The 22,402-nt window shown below is 47.8% G+C and carries 19 protein-coding genes; 9 read left to right on the top strand and 10 right to left on the bottom strand.

Going from position 1 to position 22,402, the window contains the following annotated elements:
• Position 1: 1 nt before the first annotated feature.
• The 3 genes from lpxK to kdsB are packed head-to-tail and all read left to right on the top strand — an operon-like array spanning position 2 to position 1,912.
• Complete coding sequence (gene lpxK / locus JIG40_RS14855; protein WP_199465584.1) at positions 2 to 1,009, top strand: tetraacyldisaccharide 4'-kinase; 1,008 nt, start codon at positions 2 to 4, stop codon at positions 1,007 to 1,009.
• Positions 990 to 1,169 (top strand): Trm112 family protein, encoded by a 180-nt coding sequence (locus JIG40_RS14850; protein ID WP_020327784.1) that lies wholly within the window; start codon positions 990 to 992, stop codon positions 1,167 to 1,169. Before lpxK ends, JIG40_RS14850 begins: the two co-directional genes overlap by 20 nt.
• Positions 1,169 to 1,912, top strand: a complete 744-nt coding sequence (kdsB, locus tag JIG40_RS14845; protein ID WP_158151341.1) for a 3-deoxy-manno-octulosonate cytidylyltransferase — start codon at positions 1,169 to 1,171, stop codon at positions 1,910 to 1,912. Before JIG40_RS14850 ends, kdsB begins: the two co-directional genes overlap by 1 nt.
• An 84-nt stretch (positions 1,913 to 1,996) precedes the next feature.
• On the opposite strand, the gene JIG40_RS14840 is transcribed toward kdsB, so the two are convergent.
• The 3 genes from JIG40_RS14840 to JIG40_RS14830 all read right to left on the bottom strand — a co-directional run bounded on the left by JIG40_RS14840 (position 1,997) and on the right by JIG40_RS14830 (position 6,893).
• A complete protein-coding gene (locus JIG40_RS14840) occupies positions 1,997 to 3,544 on the bottom strand; it encodes a SpoVR family protein (RefSeq protein ID WP_199465583.1) in 1,548 nt (515 codons plus the stop codon).
• Positions 3,545 to 3,555: 11 nt separating this feature from the next.
• Positions 3,556 to 4,824, bottom strand: coding sequence for a DUF444 family protein (locus tag JIG40_RS14835; protein ID WP_020327781.1), 1,269 nt, complete (start codon positions 4,822 to 4,824; stop codon positions 3,556 to 3,558).
• 134 nt (positions 4,825 to 4,958) lie between these two features.
• Positions 4,959 to 6,893, bottom strand: coding sequence for a PrkA family serine protein kinase (locus JIG40_RS14830; RefSeq protein ID WP_020327779.1), 1,935 nt, complete (start codon positions 6,891 to 6,893; stop codon positions 4,959 to 4,961).
• A gap of 336 nt (positions 6,894 to 7,229) precedes the next feature.
• On the opposite strand from JIG40_RS14830, the gene JIG40_RS14825 reads away from it, so the two are divergent.
• Positions 7,230 to 7,985, top strand: a complete 756-nt coding sequence (locus JIG40_RS14825) for a MipA/OmpV family protein (protein ID WP_154184586.1) — start codon at positions 7,230 to 7,232, stop codon at positions 7,983 to 7,985.
• A 63-nt stretch (positions 7,986 to 8,048) separates the two neighbouring features.
• Here the strand turns inward: JIG40_RS14825 and JIG40_RS14820 are convergent, their stop codons facing one another.
• The 3 genes from JIG40_RS14820 to pflA form a co-directional block, all read right to left on the bottom strand.
• Entirely contained in the window at positions 8,049 to 8,549 is a 501-nt protein-coding gene (locus tag JIG40_RS14820) for a YfbU family protein (protein ID WP_020327777.1), read from the bottom strand.
• Between the two features lie 205 nt (positions 8,550 to 8,754).
• The gene (locus tag JIG40_RS14815; protein WP_020327776.1) at positions 8,755 to 9,417 is read right to left on the bottom strand and encodes an energy-coupling factor ABC transporter permease; all 663 of its coding nucleotides are present in this window, start codon (positions 9,415 to 9,417) and stop codon (positions 8,755 to 8,757) included.
• A 66-nt stretch (positions 9,418 to 9,483) separates the two neighbouring features.
• Positions 9,484 to 10,224 carry a pyruvate formate lyase 1-activating protein gene (gene pflA / locus JIG40_RS14810; protein ID WP_199465582.1) on the bottom strand — a complete coding sequence of 247 codons (741 nt, stop codon included), beginning with the start codon at positions 10,222 to 10,224 and terminating at the stop codon, positions 9,484 to 9,486.
• 226 nt (positions 10,225 to 10,450) lie between these two features.
• On the opposite strand from pflA, the gene JIG40_RS14805 reads away from it, so the two are divergent.
• Positions 10,451 to 12,331, top strand: a complete 1,881-nt coding sequence (locus tag JIG40_RS14805) for a methyl-accepting chemotaxis protein (protein WP_154184584.1) — start codon at positions 10,451 to 10,453, stop codon at positions 12,329 to 12,331.
• Between the two features lie 10 nt (positions 12,332 to 12,341).
• On the opposite strand, the gene JIG40_RS14800 is transcribed toward JIG40_RS14805, so the two are convergent.
• The 3 genes from JIG40_RS14800 to JIG40_RS14790 all read right to left on the bottom strand — a co-directional run bounded on the left by JIG40_RS14800 (position 12,342) and on the right by JIG40_RS14790 (position 17,646).
• Complete coding sequence (locus JIG40_RS14800; protein ID WP_158151337.1) at positions 12,342 to 13,328, bottom strand: lipid A-modifier LpxR family protein; 987 nt, start codon at positions 13,326 to 13,328, stop codon at positions 12,342 to 12,344.
• A 204-nt stretch (positions 13,329 to 13,532) separates the two neighbouring features.
• Positions 13,533 to 15,809, bottom strand: a complete 2,277-nt coding sequence (gene pflB, locus JIG40_RS14795) for a formate C-acetyltransferase (RefSeq protein ID WP_020327772.1) — start codon at positions 15,807 to 15,809, stop codon at positions 13,533 to 13,535.
• Between the two features lie 292 nt (positions 15,810 to 16,101).
• Positions 16,102 to 17,646 carry a DUF3360 family protein gene (locus tag JIG40_RS14790; RefSeq protein WP_024373518.1) on the bottom strand — a complete coding sequence of 515 codons (1,545 nt, stop codon included), beginning with the start codon at positions 17,644 to 17,646 and terminating at the stop codon, positions 16,102 to 16,104.
• A 611-nt stretch (positions 17,647 to 18,257) separates the two neighbouring features.
• Here JIG40_RS14790 and JIG40_RS14785 point away from each other — a divergent pair.
• The 4 genes from JIG40_RS14785 (at position 18,258) to JIG40_RS14770 (ending at position 21,457) form a co-directional block, all read left to right on the top strand.
• On the top strand, positions 18,258 to 19,028 hold the full coding sequence (locus JIG40_RS14785; protein ID WP_020430058.1) for an ABC transporter ATP-binding protein: 771 nt from the start codon (positions 18,258 to 18,260) through the stop codon (positions 19,026 to 19,028).
• Positions 19,029 to 19,134: 106 nt separating this feature from the next.
• Positions 19,135 to 19,911 (top strand): ABC transporter substrate-binding protein, encoded by a 777-nt coding sequence (locus JIG40_RS14780; RefSeq protein WP_020327769.1) that lies wholly within the window; start codon positions 19,135 to 19,137, stop codon positions 19,909 to 19,911.
• 121 nt (positions 19,912 to 20,032) lie between these two features.
• Entirely contained in the window at positions 20,033 to 20,773 is a 741-nt protein-coding gene (locus JIG40_RS14775) for an ABC transporter permease (RefSeq protein WP_020327768.1), read from the top strand.
• A gap of 6 nt (positions 20,774 to 20,779) precedes the next feature.
• Positions 20,780 to 21,457, top strand: coding sequence for an ABC transporter permease (locus JIG40_RS14770; RefSeq protein ID WP_154184581.1), 678 nt, complete (start codon positions 20,780 to 20,782; stop codon positions 21,455 to 21,457).
• A gap of 78 nt (positions 21,458 to 21,535) precedes the next feature.
• Here JIG40_RS14770 and xthA read toward each other — a convergent pair whose 3' ends face one another.
• Positions 21,536 to 22,345: an exodeoxyribonuclease III gene (xthA, locus tag JIG40_RS14765; RefSeq protein WP_020327766.1), complete on the bottom strand. Its 810-nt coding sequence runs from the start codon at positions 22,343 to 22,345 to the stop codon at positions 21,536 to 21,538.
• Positions 22,346 to 22,402 lie beyond the last annotated feature (57 nt).

The following is a 22,402-nucleotide window of genomic DNA, read 5'->3' as shown; positions in this document are numbered from 1 at the left end:
CGTGATTGAGAAAATCTGGTTTCACCGCCATCCCATGTTTTACCTGCTGTGGCCGATTTTGTGGCCACTGAGCTTGATCTTCTCGGCTGTGAGTCGCTCGCGCCGAGAAAGCTACCAAAACGGAAAAAAACACAGCTACAAGGCTCCGGTACCAGTCATTGTGGTTGGCAATATCACCGCGGGTGGAAATGGTAAAACACCTGTGGTGGTGTGGCTGGTGGAGACGCTGCAATCACTAGGTTACAAGCCTGGCGTTGTTTCTCGTGGTTATGGTGCCAAAGCGCCGCGCTACCCACTGTTAGTCGATGGACAAACTCCAGCTGCTCATTGTGGCGACGAACCGAAACTTATCCATCAACGCACGGGTGTGCCGGTCGCGGTGGATCCGGTTCGTGCTAATGCAGTCAAGGCTTTGCTAAATCAACAAATTGATATCGTTGTCACCGATGATGGGTTGCAACATTACGCTCTGGAACGAGATATTGAGTTCGTAGTGATCGATGGCGCCCGCCGTTTTGGTAACGAACAGATGATTCCATTAGGCCCGCTGCGTGAACCGATTGCCAGGCTCAAAGAGGTCGACTTCATCATTACCAATGGTGGAGTGGCTCAGGATGGCGAAATCGCAATGAGCCTAAAGCCCGGTTTGGCGATCAATTTGCAGACAGGTGAAAAAATATCGGTCAGCGAACTGACCAATCTGGTCGCTTGGGCTGGCATTGGTCATCCACCTCGTTTTTTTAATACGCTCAACGAGTTAGGTGCAAAACCTGTAGTTACTTACGGTTTTGCCGATCATAAAGAATTTGATGTCTCTGAGCTGCGCGCGTTAGCCAGCCAAGGGGACCATGTCATCATGACAGAAAAAGATGCCGTCAAATGCACCGGCTTTGCCGAGAAAAACTGGTGGTATTTACCTGTTTCAGCGGAGATTGCCGCCGAAGATAAACAGTGCATTCTGGAAACAATTAAAGAGGTAATGGAACAGTATGGATCACCGTCTGCTTGAGATCGTGGCTTGCCCGGTATGTAAAGGCAAACTGACTTACGATAAAGATAACCAAGAGCTGATTTGTAAGTTGGATCGCCTTGCTTATCCGATCAAAGAGGGCATTCCAGTGCTGCTGGAAAGCGAAGCTCGCACTATGTCGATGGATGAGGGACGCTAATGTCATTTACGGTCGTCATTCCTGCGCGCTATCAGTCAACTCGCTTGCCGGGTAAGCCGCTGGCGGATATCGCAGGCAAACCTATGGTGCAATGGGTGTATGAACAAGCCATGCAAGCGGGTGCTGAGCGTGTCATTATCGCAACGGATGATGCGCGAGTTGAGCAAGCGGTGCTGGCGTTTGGTGGCACAGTCTGTATGACGTCACCGGATCATCAATCAGGCACTGAACGTCTGGCTGAAGTGGTTAAATTGATGGGTATCGAAGATGACCACATCATCGTCAATGTTCAGGGAGACGAGCCGTTAATCCCGCCGAGTATCATTCGTCAGGTGGCCGATAATCTGGCTGCCAGCCAAGCACCAATGGCGACACTGGCGGTTGAAATCAGCCATGAAGACGAAGTGTTTAACCCGAATGCGGTGAAAGTGGTCACTGACAAAGATGGCTACGCGCTCTATTTCAGCCGTGCAACGATTCCTTGGGATCGTGATAACTTTGCCAAAGACAAAACCGTCGTTCAGCCTCTGATGCGTCATATTGGTATCTACGCGTATCGCGCAGGATTCATCAATACTTATATTCAATGGCCTGCCAGTCAGTTGGAAAAAATTGAGTGCCTCGAGCAGCTTCGTGTGCTTTGGTATGGTGAGAAAATCCATGTTGCGGTTGCATTGGAAGCGCCACCTGCTGGTGTAGATACGGCAGAAGATCTGGACGCTGTACGCCGCATTGTCGGTTAATGGTGACCAACAGATAAAGAAAAGCCCCGTTAATCCCGGGGCTTTTTATTACAAATAGAATGTTAGATGTTGTGTTTTGCCCGTTTAATTATGACTCTCGAAGTCATTCCTCTTCGGGCAGGTTGCGAGGATCTCTCTTCTTCCTGTTTCCTTGACCTCCTCTAGTTTGACTTCAAAACCCCACAGGCGGTGCATGTGTTTCAGCACCTCCTCATAGCTTGGATCTAAAGGAATACGATCGTGTGGGACGTACTGTAGCGTAATGGAACGATCACCACGCACGTCAACGCTGTAGACCTGAATGTTTGGTTCTAAGTTGCTGAGGTTGTACTGAGCGGCCAGTTTCTCCCGTATCTGGCGATAGCCCAGGTCGTCGTGGATCGCACTGACTTCGATGAAGTTTTTGTGGTCATCATCGGAGATGGCGAACAGTTTAAAGTCACGAATGATTTTCGGTGACAGGTATTGGCTGATGAAGCTTTCGTCTTTGAAGTTATGCATGGCAAAATGTACCGCTTCCAACCAGTCGGATCCCGCCAGTTCCGGGAACCATTCCCGGTCTTCATCAGTCGGTTCTTCACAAATTCGTTTGATGTCGCGGAACATCGCAAAACCCAGCGCATAAGGGTTAATGCCGTTGTAATACTGGCTGTTATAGGGGGGCTGAGCCACAACGCTGGTATGACTATGCAGGAATTCCAGAATGAATTTGTCTGACACCAGCCCTTCATCGTAAAGATGGTTGAGAATAGTGTAGTGCCAGAAGGTGGCCCAGCCTTCATTCATGACCTGCGTCTGTTTCTGCGGGTAGAAATACTGGCTGACCTTACGCACGATACGCACGATTTCTCGCTGCCAAGGTTCCAGCAGTGGGGCATGTTTTTCAATAAAGTAGAGAATGTTTTCCTGAGGCTCACTCGGGAAATGACGTTGCCCCTCCGTCTCGGTGGCTTTCTTCGGTACGGTGCGCCACAGTTCGTTAACCTGCGATTGCAGGTAGGCTTCACGTTCTTCCTGACGGGCCTTTTCTTCTGCGATCGAGATTTTCTCCGGCCGTTTGTAGCGGTCAACCCCATAATTCATCAGGGCATGGCACGAGTCCAGTAGCTGTTCTACTTCGGCGACGCCATACTTCTCTTCACACTGGGTGATGTAGTTTTTGGCAAACAGCAAGTAGTCGATAATAGAACTGGCATCTGTCCAGGTTTGGAACAAGTAGTTGCCCTTAAAAAACGAGTTATGTCCGTAACACGCATGGGCCATCACCAATGCCTGCATGGTGACGGTGTTCTCCTCCATCAGATAGGCAATACACGGGTCCGAGTTGATCACGATTTCGTACGCGAGCCCCATCTGGCCGTGCTTGTAATTCTGCTCAGTCTGAATGAATTTTTTACCAAACGACCAGTGATTGTAATTAATCGGCATACCGATACTGGAATAGGCATCCATCATCTGTTCAGAGGTGATCACTTCAATCTGATTCTGGTACGTATCCAATTTGTAATGTTCGGCAACCCGTTTGATTTCAACGTGGTAACGCTCAAGCAAATCAAAAGTCCAGTCTGGCCCGTCGGGCAGCATCTTGCTCTTCGCTTTGCGCTTTGGTGTTGCTTTGGTTTTCGTAGTCATGTGCGCTCCCCCTATGCCGTTTCCTTATGGAACAGCTCCCTGAACACAGGGAAAATGTCTTCCACATTACGAATGTTCTTCATTGCAAAATTATCGAATGAAGGCTGCAGTTTTTCGTATTCATGCCACAGAGTCTGATGCGAGCGTCGAGTAATTTCGATGTACGCATAGTACTGGCAGTAGGGCAGGAGTTTGTTCGTCAGTAACTCTTTACAACGAGGTGAGTCGTCGGCCCAGTTGTCGCCGTCGGAAGCTTGCGCGCCGTAGATATTCCATTCTCCGAGTGGATAACGCGCCTCGATGATTTCATGCATCAGCTTGAGCGCACTGGAGACAATGGTGCCCCCGGTTTCCTGAGAATAGAAAAACTCGTGTTCATCCACTTCTTTGGCTTGTGTGTGGTGACGAATGAAAACCACTTCAACGTTTTCATAGGTTCGGGTCAGGAACAGATACAGCAAGACATAAAAACGTTTGGCGATGTCTTTGGTGGCCTGATCCATAGAGCCGGAAACGTCCATCAGACAAAACATGACGGCCTGACTGGAAGGCACCGGTCTTTTTTCATAGTTTTTGAAGCGTAAATCGAATGTGTCGATGAAAGGTACGCTTTCAATTTTTTTGCGCAGCTCTTCAATTTCTTGTTTGATACGACGTTCTTCCAGCATTTGAGCAGGCTCCGAATTCTGGATACGTTCGAGTTCTGCTTCGAGTTCATGCATGAGACGTCGTTTACCTGCCGTCATGGCCGTGCGGCGAGCGAGCGATTGCTGTAGCGAGCGCACCACGGAAATGTTGGCTGGAATCCCCGCGGTCTGGAAACCGGAGCGATGCGTTTTCCATTCACGGATTTTATTGACCTGATTTTTCTTCAGGTTGGGTAGTTCAAGGTCTTCAAACAGAATGTCCAGATATTCGTCTTTTGAAATCTGAAATACAAAATCATCCTGACCTTCGCCGTCGGGACTGGCTTCTCCTTCACCGGATCCGCCTCCCTGACCGCCTTTCGGGCGTTCGATTTTGTCGCCGCGAATGAATTGGTCGTTACCCGGATGCACGCGCTCACGCAGGCCGCCTTTGCCTTGATGGAAAACCGGTTCCTTAATGTCACGATGCGGAATGGAAACATCTTCGCCCGTTTCTGTGTTGGTGATGGAACGACGATTTACGGCATCGGCGACCGATTCCTTGATCTGCTCTTTGTAACGGCGTAAGAAACGCTGTCTGTTGACTGCGCTCTTGTTCTTGCCGTTCAACCTTCTGTCGATAAATTGCGCCATGAGATTCTCCCTGTAAACGTCCCCCATTGAGCGTTGTTCGCTCATACGACTTCGGGCCTGCCCTGAGTGTTAGACCAGCAGAAGTGGCATCCTATCCGAATGCCACCGCCACTTATGCCAGGGCTGATTGACTGTTAAGAGGATTTACGAACGCGTAAATACCACTCAGACAGCAATCGGACTTGCTTCTCTGTGTAGCCCTTCTCCATCATACGGGCGACAAAGTCGTCGTGTTTCTTCTGATCATCAGAAGAGGTTTTCGCATTGAAGGAGATAACAGGAAGTAACTCTTCGGTATTCGAGAACATTTTTTTCTCGATCACGGTGCGTAGTTTTTCGTAGCTGGTCCAAACCGGGTTCTGACCATTGTTGTTGGCACGGGCACGCAACACGAAATTGACGATTTCGTTGCGGAAATCTTTCGGGTTACTGATGCCTGCGGTTTTCTCAATTTTCTCCAGTTCACTGTTCAGGGCTGAACGGTCAAACAGCTGGCCGGTTTCAGGGTCGCGGTATTCCTGATCCTGAATCCAGAAGTCAGCGTAGGTGACATAACGGTCGAAAATATTCTGACCGTACTCCGAGTAAGACTCGAGGTAAGCGGTCTGAATTTCTTTGCCAATAAATTCCACATAACGCGGAACCAGATAGCCTTTGAGGAATTCCAGATAGCGATCGGCGGTTTCTTGCGGGAACTGCTCACGCTCGACTTGTTGCTCAATAACGTAGAACAGATGAACCGGGTTTGCGGCCACTTCGCTGTGGTCGAAGTTGAACACGCGTGACAGGATCTTGAACGCGAAACGGGTCGACAGACCGGACATCCCTTCATCCACACCGGCGTAATCGCGATACTCCTGATAGCTTTTTGCTTTCGGGTCGGTATCTTTGAGTGTTTCACCATCGTAGACTCGCATTTTGGAGAACACGGACGAGTTTTCTGGTGTTTTCAGACGAGAGAGCACGCTGAACTGGGCCAATAGATCCAATGTACTTGGCGCGCATGGTGCTTGCGATAGTTCACTATGGTCGAGCAGTTTCTGATAAATTTTGACTTCTTCCGATACACGCAGACAGTAAGGCACTTTGACGATGTACACACGGTCAAGGAAGGCCTCATTGTTTTTGTTGTTGCGGAAAGTTTGCCATTCAGATTCGTTCGAGTGCGCCAGAATCATGCCATCAAACGGCAGGGCAGACAGGCCTTCAGTACCGTTATAGTTGCCTTCCTGCGTTGCGGTCAGCAACGGGTGGAGGACTTTGATTGGTGCTTTGAACATCTCAACGAATTCCATCAAGCCTTGGTTGGCTCGGCATAGCGCACCTGAGTAGCTATACGCATCCGGATCATCCTGAGAGAAATGTTCCAGTTTACGAATGTCGACTTTACCCACCAGTGATGAAATGTCTTGGTTGTTCTCATCGCCCGGCTCCGTTTTGGCAACCGCGATTTGGTCCAGAATGGAAGGACGCACTTTGACGACTTTGAACTTAGTAATATCACCACCGAATTCATGCAGGCGTTTTGCCGCCCAAGGAGACATGATAGAGCGCAGGTAACGTTTCTCGATACCGTATTCCTGTTTCAGCAGGTCGCCGTCTTCGTTGACGTCAAACAGACAGAATGGATGATCGTTTACCGGGCTGCGTTGCCCGTTGACTGACAACACATAAATTGGCATTTGCTGCATCAGAGCTTTCAGCTTTTCTGCCAGCGATGATTTACCGCCGCCCACCGGGCCGAGTAAATACAAGATCTGTTTACGCTCTTCCAGTCCTTGGGCAGCGTGTTTGAGGTAAGAAACGATTTGTTCGATAGCGTCTTCCATACCGTAGAAGTCTTCGAACGTTTTGTAGCGAGAAATCACACGGTTTGAAAAAATTCGACTGAGACGCGGGTGTTTTGATGTATCGACAAACTCGGGTTCGCCGATAGCGATTAGCAAGCGCTCCGCTGCGTTGGCGTAAGCACTTTTGTCTTCTTTACACAGAGCTAGAAATTCCTGAATGGAAAGCTCTTCGTCCTTGGCTGCTTCATAGCGTGCCTGAAAGTGGTCAAAAATACTCATAGTGATTCCCCTCTGAAAATGTCGTGATGACATACAACCGCTTAAAAACACAAATCCCTAACGATCTAAGCCTAGTTCGCAATTGTCTATTTTGCTTAGAGATTATGTGTTTATTTCAAAATCGTGACTGATTTAGCGCCTTTTCTTACGTGTATTTTTACGGTGAATGTTCACAGATCGTTCAATAAGATTTTCGAATGATTAAGAGAGTTAACAGAAGATAGGTCGAGAATCGATGGCGAAAAACGGTGAAAGTCCGAGCAAAGATTGTGAGTGGAACGCACTCGTCGTATCATCAAAATCCAATTTTAATTAGAACGATTTCACAAGGTCAGTATGCGTTATTCAATTTTTAAGGCAGTCTGGGCACTACCTGTCCTGGCTGTATCTACCTTTGCGCACGCGGAAATGTCTCAGTGGTCACTGGGCGTTGCGGCGGCGTATTCACCCGCAGTGTACAAAGACACTCCATCAGACCGCACCGTTATCCCCTTGATTGGTTACGAAGGAGAACATCTGTTCCTGCGCGGGTTTACCGCAGGCTATCGCTTGTTTCCCATGGGTTCAGACCACAATATCGTGTTTCGCTTGGCGTATGATCCTCGGACACTGAAGCCAGATGACTCGGATGATCCACAAATTCGTTTGCTGGATAAACGTAAGTCAACGGTGCTGGGTGGTGTGAGTTATCAAATGCGCACCTTCGTGGGTATGTGGGAAGCCTCAGTTGGCGCTGATGTTGCTGGGCGTCATGACGGTATGTATGCGGAGATAGCCTGGCGTTTACCCCTGCGGTTTGATAACTGGGGCATTACTCCGGCGATTGGTTACTCGTACAATTCTGACAAACTGAATAATCACTTGTATGGCGTCTCGGCCGAAGAGTCTGCGCGCAGTGGTTTGGCGGAGTATGAAGCCGATTGGGATGGTCAGTACTTTATTGGTGCCACGGCATACTGGTCAGTGACCCGAAGCATTCGCGTCAGCGGTGGCATTCGTTATTCGAACTTAGACGGCGATCTGTCGGCGAGTCCGGTCGTTGGCCGTGACACCAGCACGATGGGAACGCTGGGTATTGCTTACGTCTTCTAAACGTAAGATCGTTGCTAGGTCAGGCATGAAAAAGGCTGGTTTAACCAGCCTTTTCTCATTGATTTATGCGTTGAAAATTTGTCTTAACTCGCTCGCAGACAAATGGTACTGACGAGGGCAGTTGCGCCAGGTAGTCAGCATGCGGCGGTATTTTTCCTGCATTGGCGTTTGGCTATTAAAGTGATGGTCGCCTTTGTCAAACTGCGGATACAGACCTTCAGAATTGGTCAGGAAGCGGACGTAATTCACCAATTGCGATTCTGAAGCGTTGTCGTAGCCCAGGAAGTTCAGGCGGCGAGCATCCACGTCTTTACGTTCATGCTCTTCAAGCATGTTGAAGGACTCTTGCATCGCGTGGTACATCTCCATGATGTCGATGACTTCACGGCATTGCGCTTCAGAGATGCAGCCGAATTCTTTGTTGAGCTCGCACATTTGCAGCTCATAACCGCGCTCAACGATCGTTTGCAGGCGTTGGTACTTGGCTGCATTTTCCGGATCAAGCTGAGACATTAATGTGTACTGGTTAGACAGGATCAGACGTTGTGCGTTTGTCATTTCCATAGCTGGCCTCACTAAAGTTAAACTGTGTAATTTTTCTGAGTTAAGGTTAACAGCATTGGGTAACTCTGAAACATGATCTCAACACGGATTTAATGGAGAAAGTACAAAATATCTGCAACTTTTCTTATCAAAGTTTAGTCCCGCGCGCTGAAGTATCTGAGCGGTGATATCTCTTTCAATGTGAGATTGGTGCGTATCAGTCTCATTACTTATGGTAGTGGTTGTAGATATAGTCTCTGTCAGAGAAAACGCGCAACCATTCAGGCTTAAATACCGACAAAATGGCCAGAGCCATGCCATTAAGTAACCCTTCAGGAAAGGCCAGCAAAGGGACGAAGATGAGGTAGTTATCGTAAATGGTGTGCCAGTCGTGTGAGCCAAACGTGAGTTGGTAAAGCGTGTTGAGCAGCAGATGTAAACTCCCCGTCATGCCGCCGTTAAAGAAACCTGCAACAAAAATAAACACAAAAATGTTCCGTGGCAGGTAATGATAACTCAGGGCAAAAATGGCGTAACTGATCAAAATTGGCAGCAGGACGGACAGTAGCAGATATTCGGGGACATCATAGAGCCCAAGCTTGCCGACAACGACCAGCGCGACGGTGACAGGTAGTGTTAACACAAATGCACAGCGCCAGCCATACATCATGGTTAACGTTGTCAGTGCGAGAAAATGAATCTGCAAGCCTTCTTTGACACTGGCCTGAGCCGACCACAGCAAAAACAGCGCAAAAATCACGAAGTAGGTGAGATGTTGGAAAGATTTCTCGTGAGTAAATTTGGGCCAGAAGGTGCTCCTGACATCGCGTAAAGCCAGAGCGAGAAAGATTAAAACAATGATCAGGGATGCCAACTCTTCTAACTGCACATGAAATCCTCAAAAAAATACCAGCACGACGGCTGGTATTTTTTACGATTCATGCAGCAGATTGAATCAGTATTTTACGTTTGAGTGATACTGCTCAAGGATTGAAACGATTTTGTCCATGGTTTCTTTGCTTGGTGGGTTCACGCCCTCAAGAGGATATTCTTCACCCATCGCTTCCCACTTGTGTGCGCCAAGTTTGTGATACGGCAACAACTCAATTTTCTCAACGTTGTCCATGTTCTGAATAAACTGGCCAAGCAGATGCGCTGATTCATCATCATCGGTATAGCCGGGAACGACTACGTAACGAATCCAGGTCTTCTTACCCAACTTTTGCAGGTAACGGGCAAAATCCAAAGTGCGTTTGTTGGAAACACCAATCAGGTCCTGATGAATTTCATCCTGCATCTGTTTGATATCCAGCATCACCAGATCAGTGGCTTCCAGTACTTCATCAATAACAGGGGTGTATTTGCGAATGTAGCCGTTGGTGTCAAGACAGGTATGAATCCCTTCCGCTTGCGCTGCGCGGAAAAAATCGCGCACAAATTCTGGTTGCAGCATAGATTCGCCACCCGAACAGGTCACGCCGCCGCCTGACGCGTTCATGAAATGGCGGTAGGATTTCGCTTCTGCAATGATCTCATCCACTGACACTTCTTTACCAATATGAGTGTCCCATGTATCGCGATTGTGGCAGTACTTACAACGGAATAAGCAACCTTGGAGGAAGACAATAAATCGAATACCGGGGCCATCGACAGTGCCGCAAGATTCAAACGAATGGATACGACCAATAGTAGACATAAGTTGCTCTCATTTGCTGAGTGTGTTCGTTATTTTATTACAAAAGGTAGGGTTTAAATAGGTTTTCCTTACTCAATCTGTGGGCTACTTACAACTGGTAGAAAAACAATCGATTTTGTACAAAACTGTGTTATAAGAATGTTGCCAATTATAAGAATATTTACACAAAGCACACACGTTTTCCTTGATGTCGATAGTCACTTGCACAGTGGTAAGGAATCATTACATGGAAGTACTTAATCTTTCTCAGAAACAAAAAATCAGCGTATTTATCGTTGTTCTTTGCATCGGTTTCATCGCTTTAGGACTCTATACTGCCTCGAGTCTGAAAAGTATGAGCAGTCAGTACCAAAACAGCAGTAACATCAGTTCTGGTACCGTTGCAATCCATTCAACTCAGGCCAAATTATTAACGCTGGCCGCCGAGCGTGACGACCTCAATGCCACGCAAATTGGTGAAACAACCACCCAGTTAAAAGAGCTGATGACCGAAGTGGACAAAGACGTCCAGTTCCTCAAATCCATTGGTTTTGACAATGAAGCCAACCAGCTTGGTCAGGCGATTCAGTCTTTCGATGGTGCACTGCGTCCATGGATGGCGATCAAAGCCGAGTTGGGTTTCAATGTTGATGAAGGCAAACTGGGCGAGTTGAAATCATTGGCGACAACGATTGAAAAGAAAATTGAAGAAACCGGTATGGTGACCATCAATTCTGATTTTCAGGCGATGATCAAAACTCAGCAGAATTACTTACTTCAACCGAACGAACAAAATCTGAAACTCTTTAACCGTGCGATGGCGGGATTTGTCAGCTCCTCGAATTCCTATGCGATGTTGGAGCTGTATAAAAAAGAAATCGAACAGTTCAAAACCACCTTTGCGCGTGTGAGCGAGTTATCCCAGCAGGTTAAAGAGCAGGAAGCGGCATTAGTCGGCAGCGAAACTCAGGCTCGCGAATTGATTGAAACGATTTCTGAAAAATTGGAGTCCATGAGCACGCAATTCCGCAATGCCGCGGAGAGTTCTGGTAACAAGACATTGTGGTCTGTGCTGGTGGCTTGTGCAGCGCTGGCGGTGATTACTATCTCTATCTTTGTCATGCTGAGCCTTTCACTCTCACGCTCTTTGGCGCAAACCAAAGCGATTCTTGAACGTTTGTCTGCCGGTGATTTGTCCCAGCGTTTGGCGATTACACGCAACACCAATGATGAGTTTAACCAGCTGGCAGTGGCCATTAACCAGAGCTGCGAAAACTTAGGCGAGCTGGTCAAGGCGGTTCAGGATCGCAGCCAAGCTTTGTCTGGTGACGCAGCTGAGCTTAATTCAGGCATCGATAACCTGGCACGCAGCCAATCCGATATTCTTGGTCAGACGCAATTGTTGGCTTCTGCGACTGAAGAGGTGAGTGTGACGACTCAAGAAGTGTCGAACTCTCTGGAGTTTGTGTCTGATGTCAGTAAATCTTCCACTCAGGCTGCGGAAGACGGTTCGAAAGTCATTGCCGCCGCGATCGGTTCGCTGGAGGAGGTGGGTAAGATCCTTAACTCCGCAGCAGGTCATATTCAGCAGTTAGAACAGGCATCGTCTAAAGTTGATTCGGTGATGGAAATCATCAATGGCATCGCTGAACAAACTAACTTGCTGGCTCTCAACGCTGCGATCGAAGCAGCGCGAGCAGGTGAGCAGGGACGCGGCTTTGCCGTCGTGGCGGATGAAGTTCGCAGCTTGGCGGTGCGCACGGTGAATGCGGTGACTGAAATTTCGGGAACGATTGAAACCATGAAAAAAGAGAGCGCCGAAGTGATTCAGTTTATCGGGCAATCTGAACACAGTATGAAAGTGGGACAGGAGCGTGGACTCGAAGCAATGGAAGCGCTGACTCATATTACGGAAAAGGCTGAACAAGCAGCGCACCAGACGGAAGTGATTTTTGCGTCGATGAAAGAGTTAGCGACCACCAGTCAGTCCATGGCAGACAGTATGATTCAGATTTCGGTGGCGATGAAACAATTGGAAGACAATAATGAGCAGTTACGCTCGACCAGCCAAGTGGTGGATCAGCGTTCAACCAGCCTCAATAGCGATTGTCAGCGATTCACCATTTAGCGATGACCGATCAGAAAAACGCATAAAGCGTAAATGAGCCAGTACCGTGGATATTGCGAGAGCTTTCTTTGTACTCTGCGGTATTGGCCGTTGTTGCGATACTCGCGCCAATCAGTGACCCATACCAGGCGGCACCCAGTACCGCAGTGGCCTGCCAAGGTTCTAAAGTCACATCATAGTAGTTCGCTTCATGTTCCAACCCATTCAGCGGACGATTGCCTTCAATGGTAAGGTCGTTGAACCGATAACGTCCTTCCACACCACCAAACAGGAACCAGCCGTGGGTTGAAGCGCCAATCATGCCGGGAAGAAAAGGCTTTTCCGCGGAAATTTGTGCACTGCCAAAGTTGCCAGCCAGATCTTGCCCCCATCTGAGCATCACTCCGGTCGATGCATCGCTGCGAAAGTTGCCCACATTCACTTCTGACACATTAGCAATGTCCCATTCGAGCCCTCCTAAAGAACGGGTGCGCATCCAGCTAAAGTGGCCAAGATAGCCGACGCTGCCGGCGATTTTGTTTTCGACCTGATAGTCCCAACCGTTGGGGTCGTCTGATTTGGTAATGCCGTGTACCAGTATCTGCGCTTTCTCTGCCATTGAGTTTTCACCTGTGGTGCCAATGGTTAAGTTGAATCGCTGCGCTTGCTGCGGATGCAAACTCAGATAATTGAACTCAGCATGCAAATAACCGACGTATGGGCGTTCGTTGGGCTGCGGGGTTTCGAGAGTGATGTCTGACGGTGTCCACATCTTATGGCCGACGCTGATCTCCCATTTATCTAAGCTGTTTGCGCCCCAGGCTGAAAGACTGAGCGGTTTAGCCCACCAATATGGAGTGATGCCTTGAGAGGTGTAAGTCAGGAAAATCCCGTTGGTGTATTCTTCGTCAACACCAAAAACACCATCGTTATCTAAATGGAGTGAAAACGTTGCCTGAGAAGAGGCAATCGCAGCGCCTGAAAACAGGGCAATAGGAAACAGGCGAAAAAACTTCATAAGGTAGCTACATCATTCCGTCATTGAACGAAGATAGTAACGCAATTTACTGAATTATTGAGGAAAAGTGATATTTGAACGACAAATTTGCGGGCGGGATTGTGTTGATATGCAAGCGATTTAATTGGCCTGCAATAGGTTTGGACTGAAATGAAAATCCCCGCTCAATGAGCGGGGATTGGTTTTATCGACTCAGACTCAATCTTATAGAGATTCAGTGAAAGTACGTGCGATAACATCTTGCTGCTGTTCAGCAGTCAGAGAGTTAAAGCGAACTGCGTAACCTGATACACGGATAGTCAGTTGTGGGTACTTCTCTGGGTTCTTCACTGCATCTAGCAGAGTGTCACGGTTCAGTACGTTCACGTTCAGGTGTTGACCACCTTCGATACCAGTCTCGTGGTGGAAGTAACCATCCATCAGACCAGCAAGGTTAGCGCGTTGTGAACCTTCGTCTTTACCCAGTGCATTTGGCACGATAGAGAAGGTGTAAGAGATACCGTCTTTAGCGTGAGCAAATGGTAGTTTACCTACTGAAGTCAGAGACGCGACTGCACCTTTCTCATCACGGCCGTGCATTGGGTTTGCACCAGGACCGAATGGAGCGCCAGCACGACGACCGTCAGGAGTGTTACCTGTTTTCTTACCGTATACCACGTTTGACGTGATAGTCAGGATAGACTGAGTTGGAATCGCGTTGCGGTAAGTTTTCAGTTCACGAATCTTGTTCATGAATACTTCAACCAGTTTGCATGCGATGTCATCAACGCGTGAATCGTTGTTACCGAATTTAGGGTAGTCACCTTCGATTTCGAAATCGACTGCAACGCCATCTTCGTCACGGATTGGTTTCACTTTCGCGTACTTGATAGCAGACAGTGAGTCAGCCGCTACAGACAGACCAGCAATACCACAAGCCATAGTACGAGTGACGTCACGATCATGCAGAGCCATCAGAGACGCTTCGTAGCTGTATTTGTCATGCATGAAGTGGATAGCGTTCAATGCAGTGACGTATTGTTTTGCCAGCCAGTCCATGAAGTGGTCCATTTTTTCCCACACTTCATTGTAATCCAGAACGTCTGAAGTGATTTTTGGCATTTTAGGACCAACTTGTGCTTTAGATTTCTCATCAACACCACCGTTGATGGTGTAAAGCATAGTTTTCGCCAAGTTTGCACGAGCACCGAAGAACTGCATTTGTTTACCAACAACCATTGGTGATACACAACATGCGATTGCGTAGTCATCAGAGTTGAAGTCTGGGCGCATCAGATCGTCGTTTTCGTATTGAATAGAAGACGTGTCGATAGATACTTTTGCACAGAATTTCTTGAAGCCTTCAGGCAGTTTTTCAGACCAAAGCACAGTGATGTTTGGCTCTGGAGAAGGGCCCATGGTGTACAGGCTGTTCAGGAAGCGGAAGTTAGATTTACTAACTAGAGTACGGCCGTCAAGACCCATACCACCGATAGACTCAGTTGCCCAAATTGGGTCGCCAGAGAACAGTTCATCATACTCAGGAGTACGCAGGAAACGCACCATACGCAGTTTCATGACGAAATGGTCGATCATTTCCTGAGCTTCTGCTTCGGTGATCTTGCCAGCTTTCATGTCGCGTTCGATGTACACGTCTAGGAAAGTCGAAGTACGACCCAGAGACATTGCAGCACCGTTTTGAGATTTCACTGCAGCCAGGTAGCCGAAGTAAGTCCACTGAATTGCTTCTTGCGCGTTTTCAGCTGGGCGACCGATGTCGCAACCGTATTTCGCTGCCATTTTTTTCATTTGGCCAAGCGCACGGTGTTGTTCTGCGATTTCTTCACGCAGTTGCATGGTCATTTGCAGATCTTCGCCGTTTTCAAATTTCTCTTGAAGAGAAGTGAATTGAGCGAATTTGTCTGCCATCAGGAAGTCGATACCGTACAGTGCAACACGACGGTAGTCACCGATGATACGGCCACGGCCGTATGCGTCTGGAAGACCAGTCAGTACGCCTGATTTACGACACGCCATGATTTCTGGAGTGTAGATGTCAAACACGCCTTGGTTGTGTGTTTTACGGTATTCAGTAAAGATTTTCTTAACTTGAGGATCCAGTTCGCGACCGTAAGCTTGGCAAGAACTTTCAACCATGCGGATACCACCGTTAGGGATGATCGCACGTTTCAGAGGTTTTTCAGTTTGAAGACCTACGATTTTTTCCAGGTCTTTGTTGATGTAGCCTGCATCGTGAGCAGTGATGGTAGAGATAACAGAAGTGTCGAAATCAACAGGAGCGTGAGTAGAGTTCTCTTGTTTGATGCCTTCCATTACTTGTGCCCAAAGCTTGTTCGTTGCTTCGGTACCTTCAGAAACTAGGAAAGATTCGTCGCCTTCATACGGTGTGTAGTTCTTTTGAATAAAATCACGAACGTTTACTTCGTTTTGCCACTCACCTGCCGCAAAACCTTCCCAAGCTTTAGCAAATTGCTCTGCCATGACATACCTACCTTTTTAGTAGAAAAAACACGTACTGTTCGCCGTTGAGCCAGCTATCCTGCATGAGTACAGGAGTCAGTACACTCTTTGAATAACAATATCTATATTCAATCTATGTTCGAAAATTATACTCATCCGTTTGAATATAGATATTGTTATTTGTTCCCCTTGATTTTCAATTTAAGCTAAAAAAAACTCGCAAACCTTAAACTAAATCAATAAATCTTAAAAAATTAAAATAAAGTTTGGGTAGTGCAATGCACTACCCAATATTTTTTTGAATCTGGCTTACTTAGTGTAGCCAAGCTTTCAGACCGTATTGGCTTTCCAACATACCTACTGCAAGCATAGCAATTAAACAGATAACCAACACACCGCCAGGAATGACGATTTTATCGACAAACGAAAGTTTAGATGCGCGCTCTTTGTCACCGATCAGGCCGTTGTTATCCAGCAGCATGGTCAATGCCCACGCAAGTACCGGGTTGACGACCGCAGAACCAAAGATACAGATACCAGCGGCTTGTGAATCTTTTGTGTCTTTAACCATCTGCATACCAGCTTCTAATAAAGGAAGGAATACACCCACCAACAGAGCACAGCGCATCACCGGAGGCCAGACCGCGACGTCCATAGGGAAACCCAGAATCGCAATGGTCATCACCAGCAGGCCAAGAATGATCGCACCACCAGGGATTGGACGCTTCGCGATCGCTGCAGGGATCATGTACGTACCCCAAGAAGAGGTGATGTTACCGCCACCCAGAGCTGTACCCACCATCTGACGGATAGAACACATGGTCATGGTGTCATCCACATCCATCAGCACTTTTTCAGTTTTACGAGGGTAGTTCAGTTCTTGGAAGATACGGTGGCCCAGGAAGTCTGGTGACCACATCGCAACCGCCAGAATGGCAAATGGCAGTGACGCAATAAAATGTTCTACCGTTGGCATGCCTAGCATCCAGCCTTCAGTGGTTGATCCCCACCAGTACACCGGATTTAGGTTAGGCAGACCCATTTGCGTTTCGAAACGCAGGTCGAAACCTGCACCGAATAACAAAGCGATGATCAGTCCAGTGAATGCACACACCGGAATGGCCAGCCAGCGCAGGTTCAGCTTGGCCAGAATCGCATAAATCACGATATTCACGCCCAGAACGACAAGGCCGACATAACCCATACTGCCCGCGACAACGTCAGCAGAATGCAGGCTGGTTGCCCATTCCTGAATGGAGGTGATCTGGCTCATGGTCCCGGTAAAACCGAGGAAAATCAGTAAGCCCCCGGCGGTCCCTTCCGAAGTGAGGTTGACCAGCTTGGAGCCGCCTTTGAAATAGCTCAGCAGCAAGCCGAACACACCAAGCAAAATTGCCAATGCAAGAGGGTGAGCACCGGCCAGTGCAATTGAGCCGATAAGAGGAATCATTGGACCATGGTTGCCTGCCAAGTTCGCACGCGGGTTTAAAAAGCCCGACGCGATGACACAGAAGAACAGAGCAGGGAATAGCATTTCTACACGCGCGACTTCAATCGCAAACTCTTTACCCAGAGTAATGTGGTCCCACGCCTGCGTCAGACCGTCGGCCCAAGACATCATAACAGCGGAGTACATCGCGATAATGCCGATGGTCCCTGCCAGTGCCGGAACTAAGTCTTCAAGTTCAAAGCGGAAGTCACGACCTGGCAGGTTCAAACCGAAGCGACGTGGCTTCATGATCTGCAGTTCGTGGTCTAGGTAATCGGAGCGGCTTGCAAACTCAGATGATGGACGGTGGAGCTCACTGTAGCTCTTTGTCTCGATGTCTGAGCGCTCTTTATTGACTACGTCTGACATAGATTCCTCATATTTATAAAAGTAAGTAATTCTTTGTTGAATTCTATAAAACTTGCCGAAGCGAAAAGGTTGAAACTGCATAACTGTTCATTTTAGCAACAACAATGCATAACCAACTGATTGAATACAGAGTTTTTATTTACTCTTTTATTTGTTGGCGAGTTTAACGTGCTAACTCTTTAGGGTGATTGATCTTGATCACTTTAAGAATAGATATGAAAGAAAACTACATTACGTAAATAAAATCAGCCAGATAGCGGCAAATGTGAATGAAATTTTTTTTCATAATGTAAGGTTTCCTACCGGGAAAATGTACAGTTTGAGAGATGTGTCACTAGGTGACAAATGTTGCCCAGAAATCTTGCGGCAGGTCTTGTTTTTATAAAAATGTTAATAAAGTTCGATGGGTTTTTGTTCTGATGTAATGTGATTCTATGCGTTGTTTGGAGAAGAATTGGCTAAATTATGAATTTATACTCAGATAAAACAACTAAATATCCCGCTTTTATAGGTTAATAATTTGTTGCATGTTCCTGGGGAGAGTGCTAGTTTGTATCGGAAATTGGGCTGGAATGCTCGGCAGTGATAAAAAATACAGGGAGTTAGAGCGCATGACTGATGTACCAGCGCTGGATATAAAAAACCTGCACAAAACATTTGGCCAGAACGAAGTACTGAAGGGCATTTCACTTCAGGCTCACAAAGGTGACGTGATTTCTATCATCGGCTCATCCGGTTCAGGCAAAAGTACCTTTCTTAGATGCATTAACTTACTTGAAACCCCAACCGCAGGTGAAATCTGGGTGAAAGGTGAAATGATCCAGATGAAGAAGAACCGTCAGGGTGAATCTTCTCCTGCCAACGAAAAACAGGTTCAGCGCATCCGTTCGCGCCTGGCCATGGTTTTTCAGGGATTCAACTTATGGTCACACATGACGGTGCTTGAGAACGTTATCGAAGCGCCAGTTCATGTTCTGGGTGTTCCTAAAGCTCAAGCCATTGAGAATGCAGAGATGCTGCTCAAGAAAGTGGGCCTTTATGAGCGTCGTGACTACTACCCAGGACACTTATCGGGTGGTCAGCAACAGCGTGCGGCTATCGCCCGTGCATTAGCCGTTGATCCTGAAGTGATGCTGTTCGATGAGCCGACTTCTGCGCTCGACCCGGAACTGGTTGGTGAAGTTCTTGGGGTTATGAGAGATTTGGCAGAAGAAGGGCGAACCATGTTGGTGGTGACACACGAAATGGCCTTTGCCCGCGATGTGTCTAACCATGTGATGTTCCTACATCAGGGCCTGGTGGAAGAGCAAGGCGATCCGACGAAACTATTCAGCAATCCGGACTCGGAGCGACTCAAACAGTTTATTTCATCGATTTACTGATAATGCCCAAGATTGTGCAGTCGGACACCCTTTGATTGGTGCCGTGATGCAGACTCTTCGCTGACAGAATTAACAAACACAACAATACAATCACAGGAGTATGGAAATGAAAAAGTGGTTATTAGTGACGGCTTTAGCTGCAACTGCAGTAACTGGTGTAGCCCAGGCGAAAGAATGGAAAACCGTTCGCTTTGGTATTGAAGGCGCATACCCTCCATTTAGCTGGACGGAAGCTGATGGCTCTCTAAAAGGCTTCGACGTTGATATGGCGAACGCATTGTGTAAAGAGATGCAGGTTGAATGTAAGATCGTTCCTCAAGATTGGGACGGCATCATTCCTTCTCTGCTAGCTCGTAAATACGATGCGATCATCGCGGCGATGTCTATCACTGAAGAGCGTAAGAAGAAAGTCGATTTCACTCACAAGTACGCTCTGATCCCGAACAAATTTATCGCAAAGAAAGGGGCTAATCTGGACTTCACCAAAGAAGGCCTGAAAGGCGTGAAAATTGGTGTGCAACGCGCAACGACTCACGACAAATACCTGACTGATAACTATGGTGATGCCGTTGAGATTGTTCGTTACGGTTCATTTGATGAAGCGTACCTGGATCTGGCGAACGGCCGTATCGCAGCGGTTCTTGGCGATGCGTCAGCGTTGGAAGATGGCGTTCTGAACAAACCAGGTGGTGAAGGTTACGAATTCGTAGGTCCTTCTCTGACTGATCCTAAGTGGTTCGGTGATGGTTTTGGTATCGCAACACGTAAGCAAGACAAAGATCTGACTGAGAAACTGAACGCAGCGATCGATGCTCTGCGCGCGAAAGGCGAGTACCAGAAAATCGAAGCGAAATACTTCAAGTATGACGTTTACGGCCAATAATAAGCCTGACGCAACCCAACGATTCACGTTGGTATAAAAAACAAAAAGGCATTCCTGGTTGCTGGTTCCTAGTTCGTAGCAGTACCCAGCAACCAGGCTCTAAGGGACTAGGAAAATTTTTATGCTGGATTTACATGGATACGAAGCCTCCATTTTCAAAGGAGCCGTGCTGACCATCGAAGTGGCCGTGCTGTCACTGTTACTAGCGATGTTGTTGGGCATGTTGGGCGCACTAGCCAAACTGGCGCCTTACCGTTGGGCAAGAGCCATTGCCACACTTTACACCACGATTATTCGCGGCATTCCGGACTTGGTTCTGATGATGCTGATTTTCTTTGGTGGCCAAATTCTTCTTAATAACAGTCTGTACGCCATCAATGAATGGCTCAACAACTGGTTTGCTTCAAGCGATCCAAACCATGAGTGGGTCTCATATCTGCCGGACTATATTGATGTCAGCCCGTTCATCGCCGGCGTACTCACCATCGGATTTATCTTTGGTGCTTATATGGCAGAAACCTTTCGTGGTGCGATCATGGCTGTCGATAAAGGTGAGCTGGAAGCCGCTAAAGCCTATGGCATGAGCGCTGCGCTTTCATTCCGTCGTATTCTTTTGCCACAAATGATCCGTCATGCGTTACCGGGTTTTGGTAACAACTGGTTGGTGCTGCTTAAAACCACTGCGTTGGTGTCGATCATCGGCCTGGAAGACATGGTGCGTATGAGCTCGCTGGCTGCGGGCTCAACGAAAATGCCGTTTACCTTCTATATGGCGGTCTCGATCATCTTCCTGCTGTTTACCAGTGTTTCAACCGGTCTTTTAAAGATCGTTGAACGTAAATTCAGTATTCACACGAGGTAGAGCGCTATGGATTTTTCTTTAATTATCGGAAGCTTGCCAATCTACTTCAGTGGTTTGTGGACCACGGTATGGCTGGTTGGCCTGTCTTTGGTGATTGGTCTGAGCATTGCCATTCCGTTGGCCATTGCCCGTAACAGCCGCAACTACGTAATCAGTACGCCTGCGTGGGGCTACATTTACTTTTTCCGTGGAACACCCCTGCTGGTTCAGTTGTATCTGATCTACTACGGTATGGATCAGTTCTTTCCGGTTAAAGGCACATTATGGGAGAACGCCTGGTTCTGTGCGCTGGTCGCTTTCGTATTGAACACGTCGGCCTATACTGCGGAAATTATTCGCGGTGCCATCAATGGTTTGCCAAAAGGTGAAGTTGAAGCTGCGAAAGCATACGGCATGGGGACTTGGAAAACCTATCGTCGAGTGGTATTGCCAAGTGCACTGCGCCGTGCGCTGCCAGCCTACAGTAACGAAGTGATCTTCATGCTCCATGGCAGTGCAGTTGCGGGTATTGTTACCATCATGGATCTGACGGGCGCTGCGCGATTGGTCAACTCTCGATACTATGCGCCGTTTGAGTCGTTTCTGACCGCTGGACTATTCTACATGTCGCTGACGTTTATAATTATTTTCTGCTTTAAGAAAGCGGAAAAGCGTTTCCTCGCGTATCTTCGTCCGCTGAGCTGAATGATAGGACGGTACAAAATAGCTAAAAAAGCCCCGTACAACGGGGCTTTTTTGTCGGCAAATCAGTTGGGTAAAGGATTACGCCGAGAATACTGACCAGATCGGCGCATGATCAGACGGCTTATCGATGCCGCGCAGCTCGTAATCGATCCCCGCTTCCACACATTTTGCTGCCAGCGATGGTGTCGCCAGAATCACGTCGATACGCAGCCCCCGGTTGTCGTCGAAGCCTTTCGAGCGGTAATCAAACCACGAAAATTGATCGTCAACGGTTGGGTGCAACTTGCGGAACGTATCTTCAAAACCCCAATCCAGCAGCGTTTTCAGCCATTCACGCTCTTCTGGTTGGAAAGAACACTTACCCGTTTTCAGCCAGCGTTGGCGATTAGGTTCACCGATACCGATGTCGAGATCAATCGGACTGATATTGATATCACCCATGACGATCAACTGCTCATCCTGACTGTGATATTCGTTGAGGTAACCCATCAGATCTTTATAGAACTGGCGCTTGTAGGGGAATTTTGTCTCATGGCTCACGTTGTCGCCCTGAGGGAAGTAGCCGTTCATGACGGTGACTTTCTCACCTTGTTCATTAAGGAAGGTCGCCATGATCATGCGCTTTTGATGGTCATCATTGTCGGAAGGAAAACCTTTGCGAACTTCTAATGGTTCGTGCTTGCACAGCATCGCCACGCCGTAGTGTGCTTTCTGGCCGTGAAAGTAAACTTTATAACCCATCGCCTCTACGTCTTCGAGCGGAAAGGCCTCATCGTGAACTTTGATTTCCTGCAAGCCAATTACATCAGGCTGATGCTTATCAATGACGGCTTGGAGTTGGTGAAGTCGAGCGCGCAAGCCATTGATATTAAAACTAATAATTTTCATGGTTTGTCCTTTATTATGATCTTAGCGATTGATGTTACCAGCTTCGAATGCGAGTAC

The organism is Vibrio sp. bablab_jr001, from assembly GCF_016464285.1.
GTDB classification, from domain to species: Bacteria; Pseudomonadota; Gammaproteobacteria; order Enterobacterales; family Vibrionaceae; genus Vibrio; species Vibrio fluvialis.
This window is presented reverse-complemented; position numbering and strand designations above follow the sequence as displayed.

Excerpts from the sequence above, each read along its gene's own strand:
- JIG40_RS14790 (WP_024373518.1), bottom strand. The coding sequence starts at position 17,646 with ATGTCAGACGTAGTCAATAAAGAGCGCTCAGACATCGAGACAAAGAGC.
- JIG40_RS14800 (WP_158151337.1), bottom strand. The coding sequence starts at position 13,328 with ATGAAGTTTTTTCGCCTGTTTCCTATTGCCCTGTTTTCAGGCGCTGCG.
- JIG40_RS14840 (WP_199465583.1), bottom strand. The coding sequence starts at position 3,544 with ATGACTACGAAAACCAAAGCAACACCAAAGCGCAAAGCGAAGAGCAAG.
- pflA (WP_199465582.1), bottom strand. The coding sequence starts at position 10,224 with ATGTCTACTATTGGTCGTATCCATTCGTTTGAATCTTGCGGCACTGTC.
- JIG40_RS14770 (WP_154184581.1), top strand. The coding sequence starts at position 20,780 with ATGGATTTTTCTTTAATTATCGGAAGCTTGCCAATCTACTTCAGTGGT.
- JIG40_RS14835 (WP_020327781.1), bottom strand. The coding sequence starts at position 4,824 with ATGGCGCAATTTATCGACAGAAGGTTGAACGGCAAGAACAAGAGCGCA.
- JIG40_RS14805 (WP_154184584.1), top strand. The coding sequence starts at position 10,451 with ATGGAAGTACTTAATCTTTCTCAGAAACAAAAAATCAGCGTATTTATC.
- JIG40_RS14820 (WP_020327777.1), bottom strand. The coding sequence starts at position 8,549 with ATGGAAATGACAAACGCACAACGTCTGATCCTGTCTAACCAGTACACA.
- kdsB (WP_158151341.1), top strand. The coding sequence starts at position 1,169 with ATGTCATTTACGGTCGTCATTCCTGCGCGCTATCAGTCAACTCGCTTG.
- JIG40_RS14830 (WP_020327779.1), bottom strand. The coding sequence starts at position 6,893 with ATGAGTATTTTTGACCACTTTCAGGCACGCTATGAAGCAGCCAAGGAC.
- JIG40_RS14850 (WP_020327784.1), top strand. The coding sequence starts at position 990 with ATGGATCACCGTCTGCTTGAGATCGTGGCTTGCCCGGTATGTAAAGGC.
- pflB (WP_020327772.1), bottom strand. The coding sequence starts at position 15,809 with ATGGCAGAGCAATTTGCTAAAGCTTGGGAAGGTTTTGCGGCAGGTGAG.
- JIG40_RS14785 (WP_020430058.1), top strand. The coding sequence starts at position 18,258 with ATGACTGATGTACCAGCGCTGGATATAAAAAACCTGCACAAAACATTT.
- JIG40_RS14780 (WP_020327769.1), top strand. The coding sequence starts at position 19,135 with ATGAAAAAGTGGTTATTAGTGACGGCTTTAGCTGCAACTGCAGTAACT.
- JIG40_RS14775 (WP_020327768.1), top strand. The coding sequence starts at position 20,033 with ATGCTGGATTTACATGGATACGAAGCCTCCATTTTCAAAGGAGCCGTG.
- xthA (WP_020327766.1), bottom strand. The coding sequence starts at position 22,345 with ATGAAAATTATTAGTTTTAATATCAATGGCTTGCGCGCTCGACTTCAC.
- JIG40_RS14825 (WP_154184586.1), top strand. The coding sequence starts at position 7,230 with ATGCGTTATTCAATTTTTAAGGCAGTCTGGGCACTACCTGTCCTGGCT.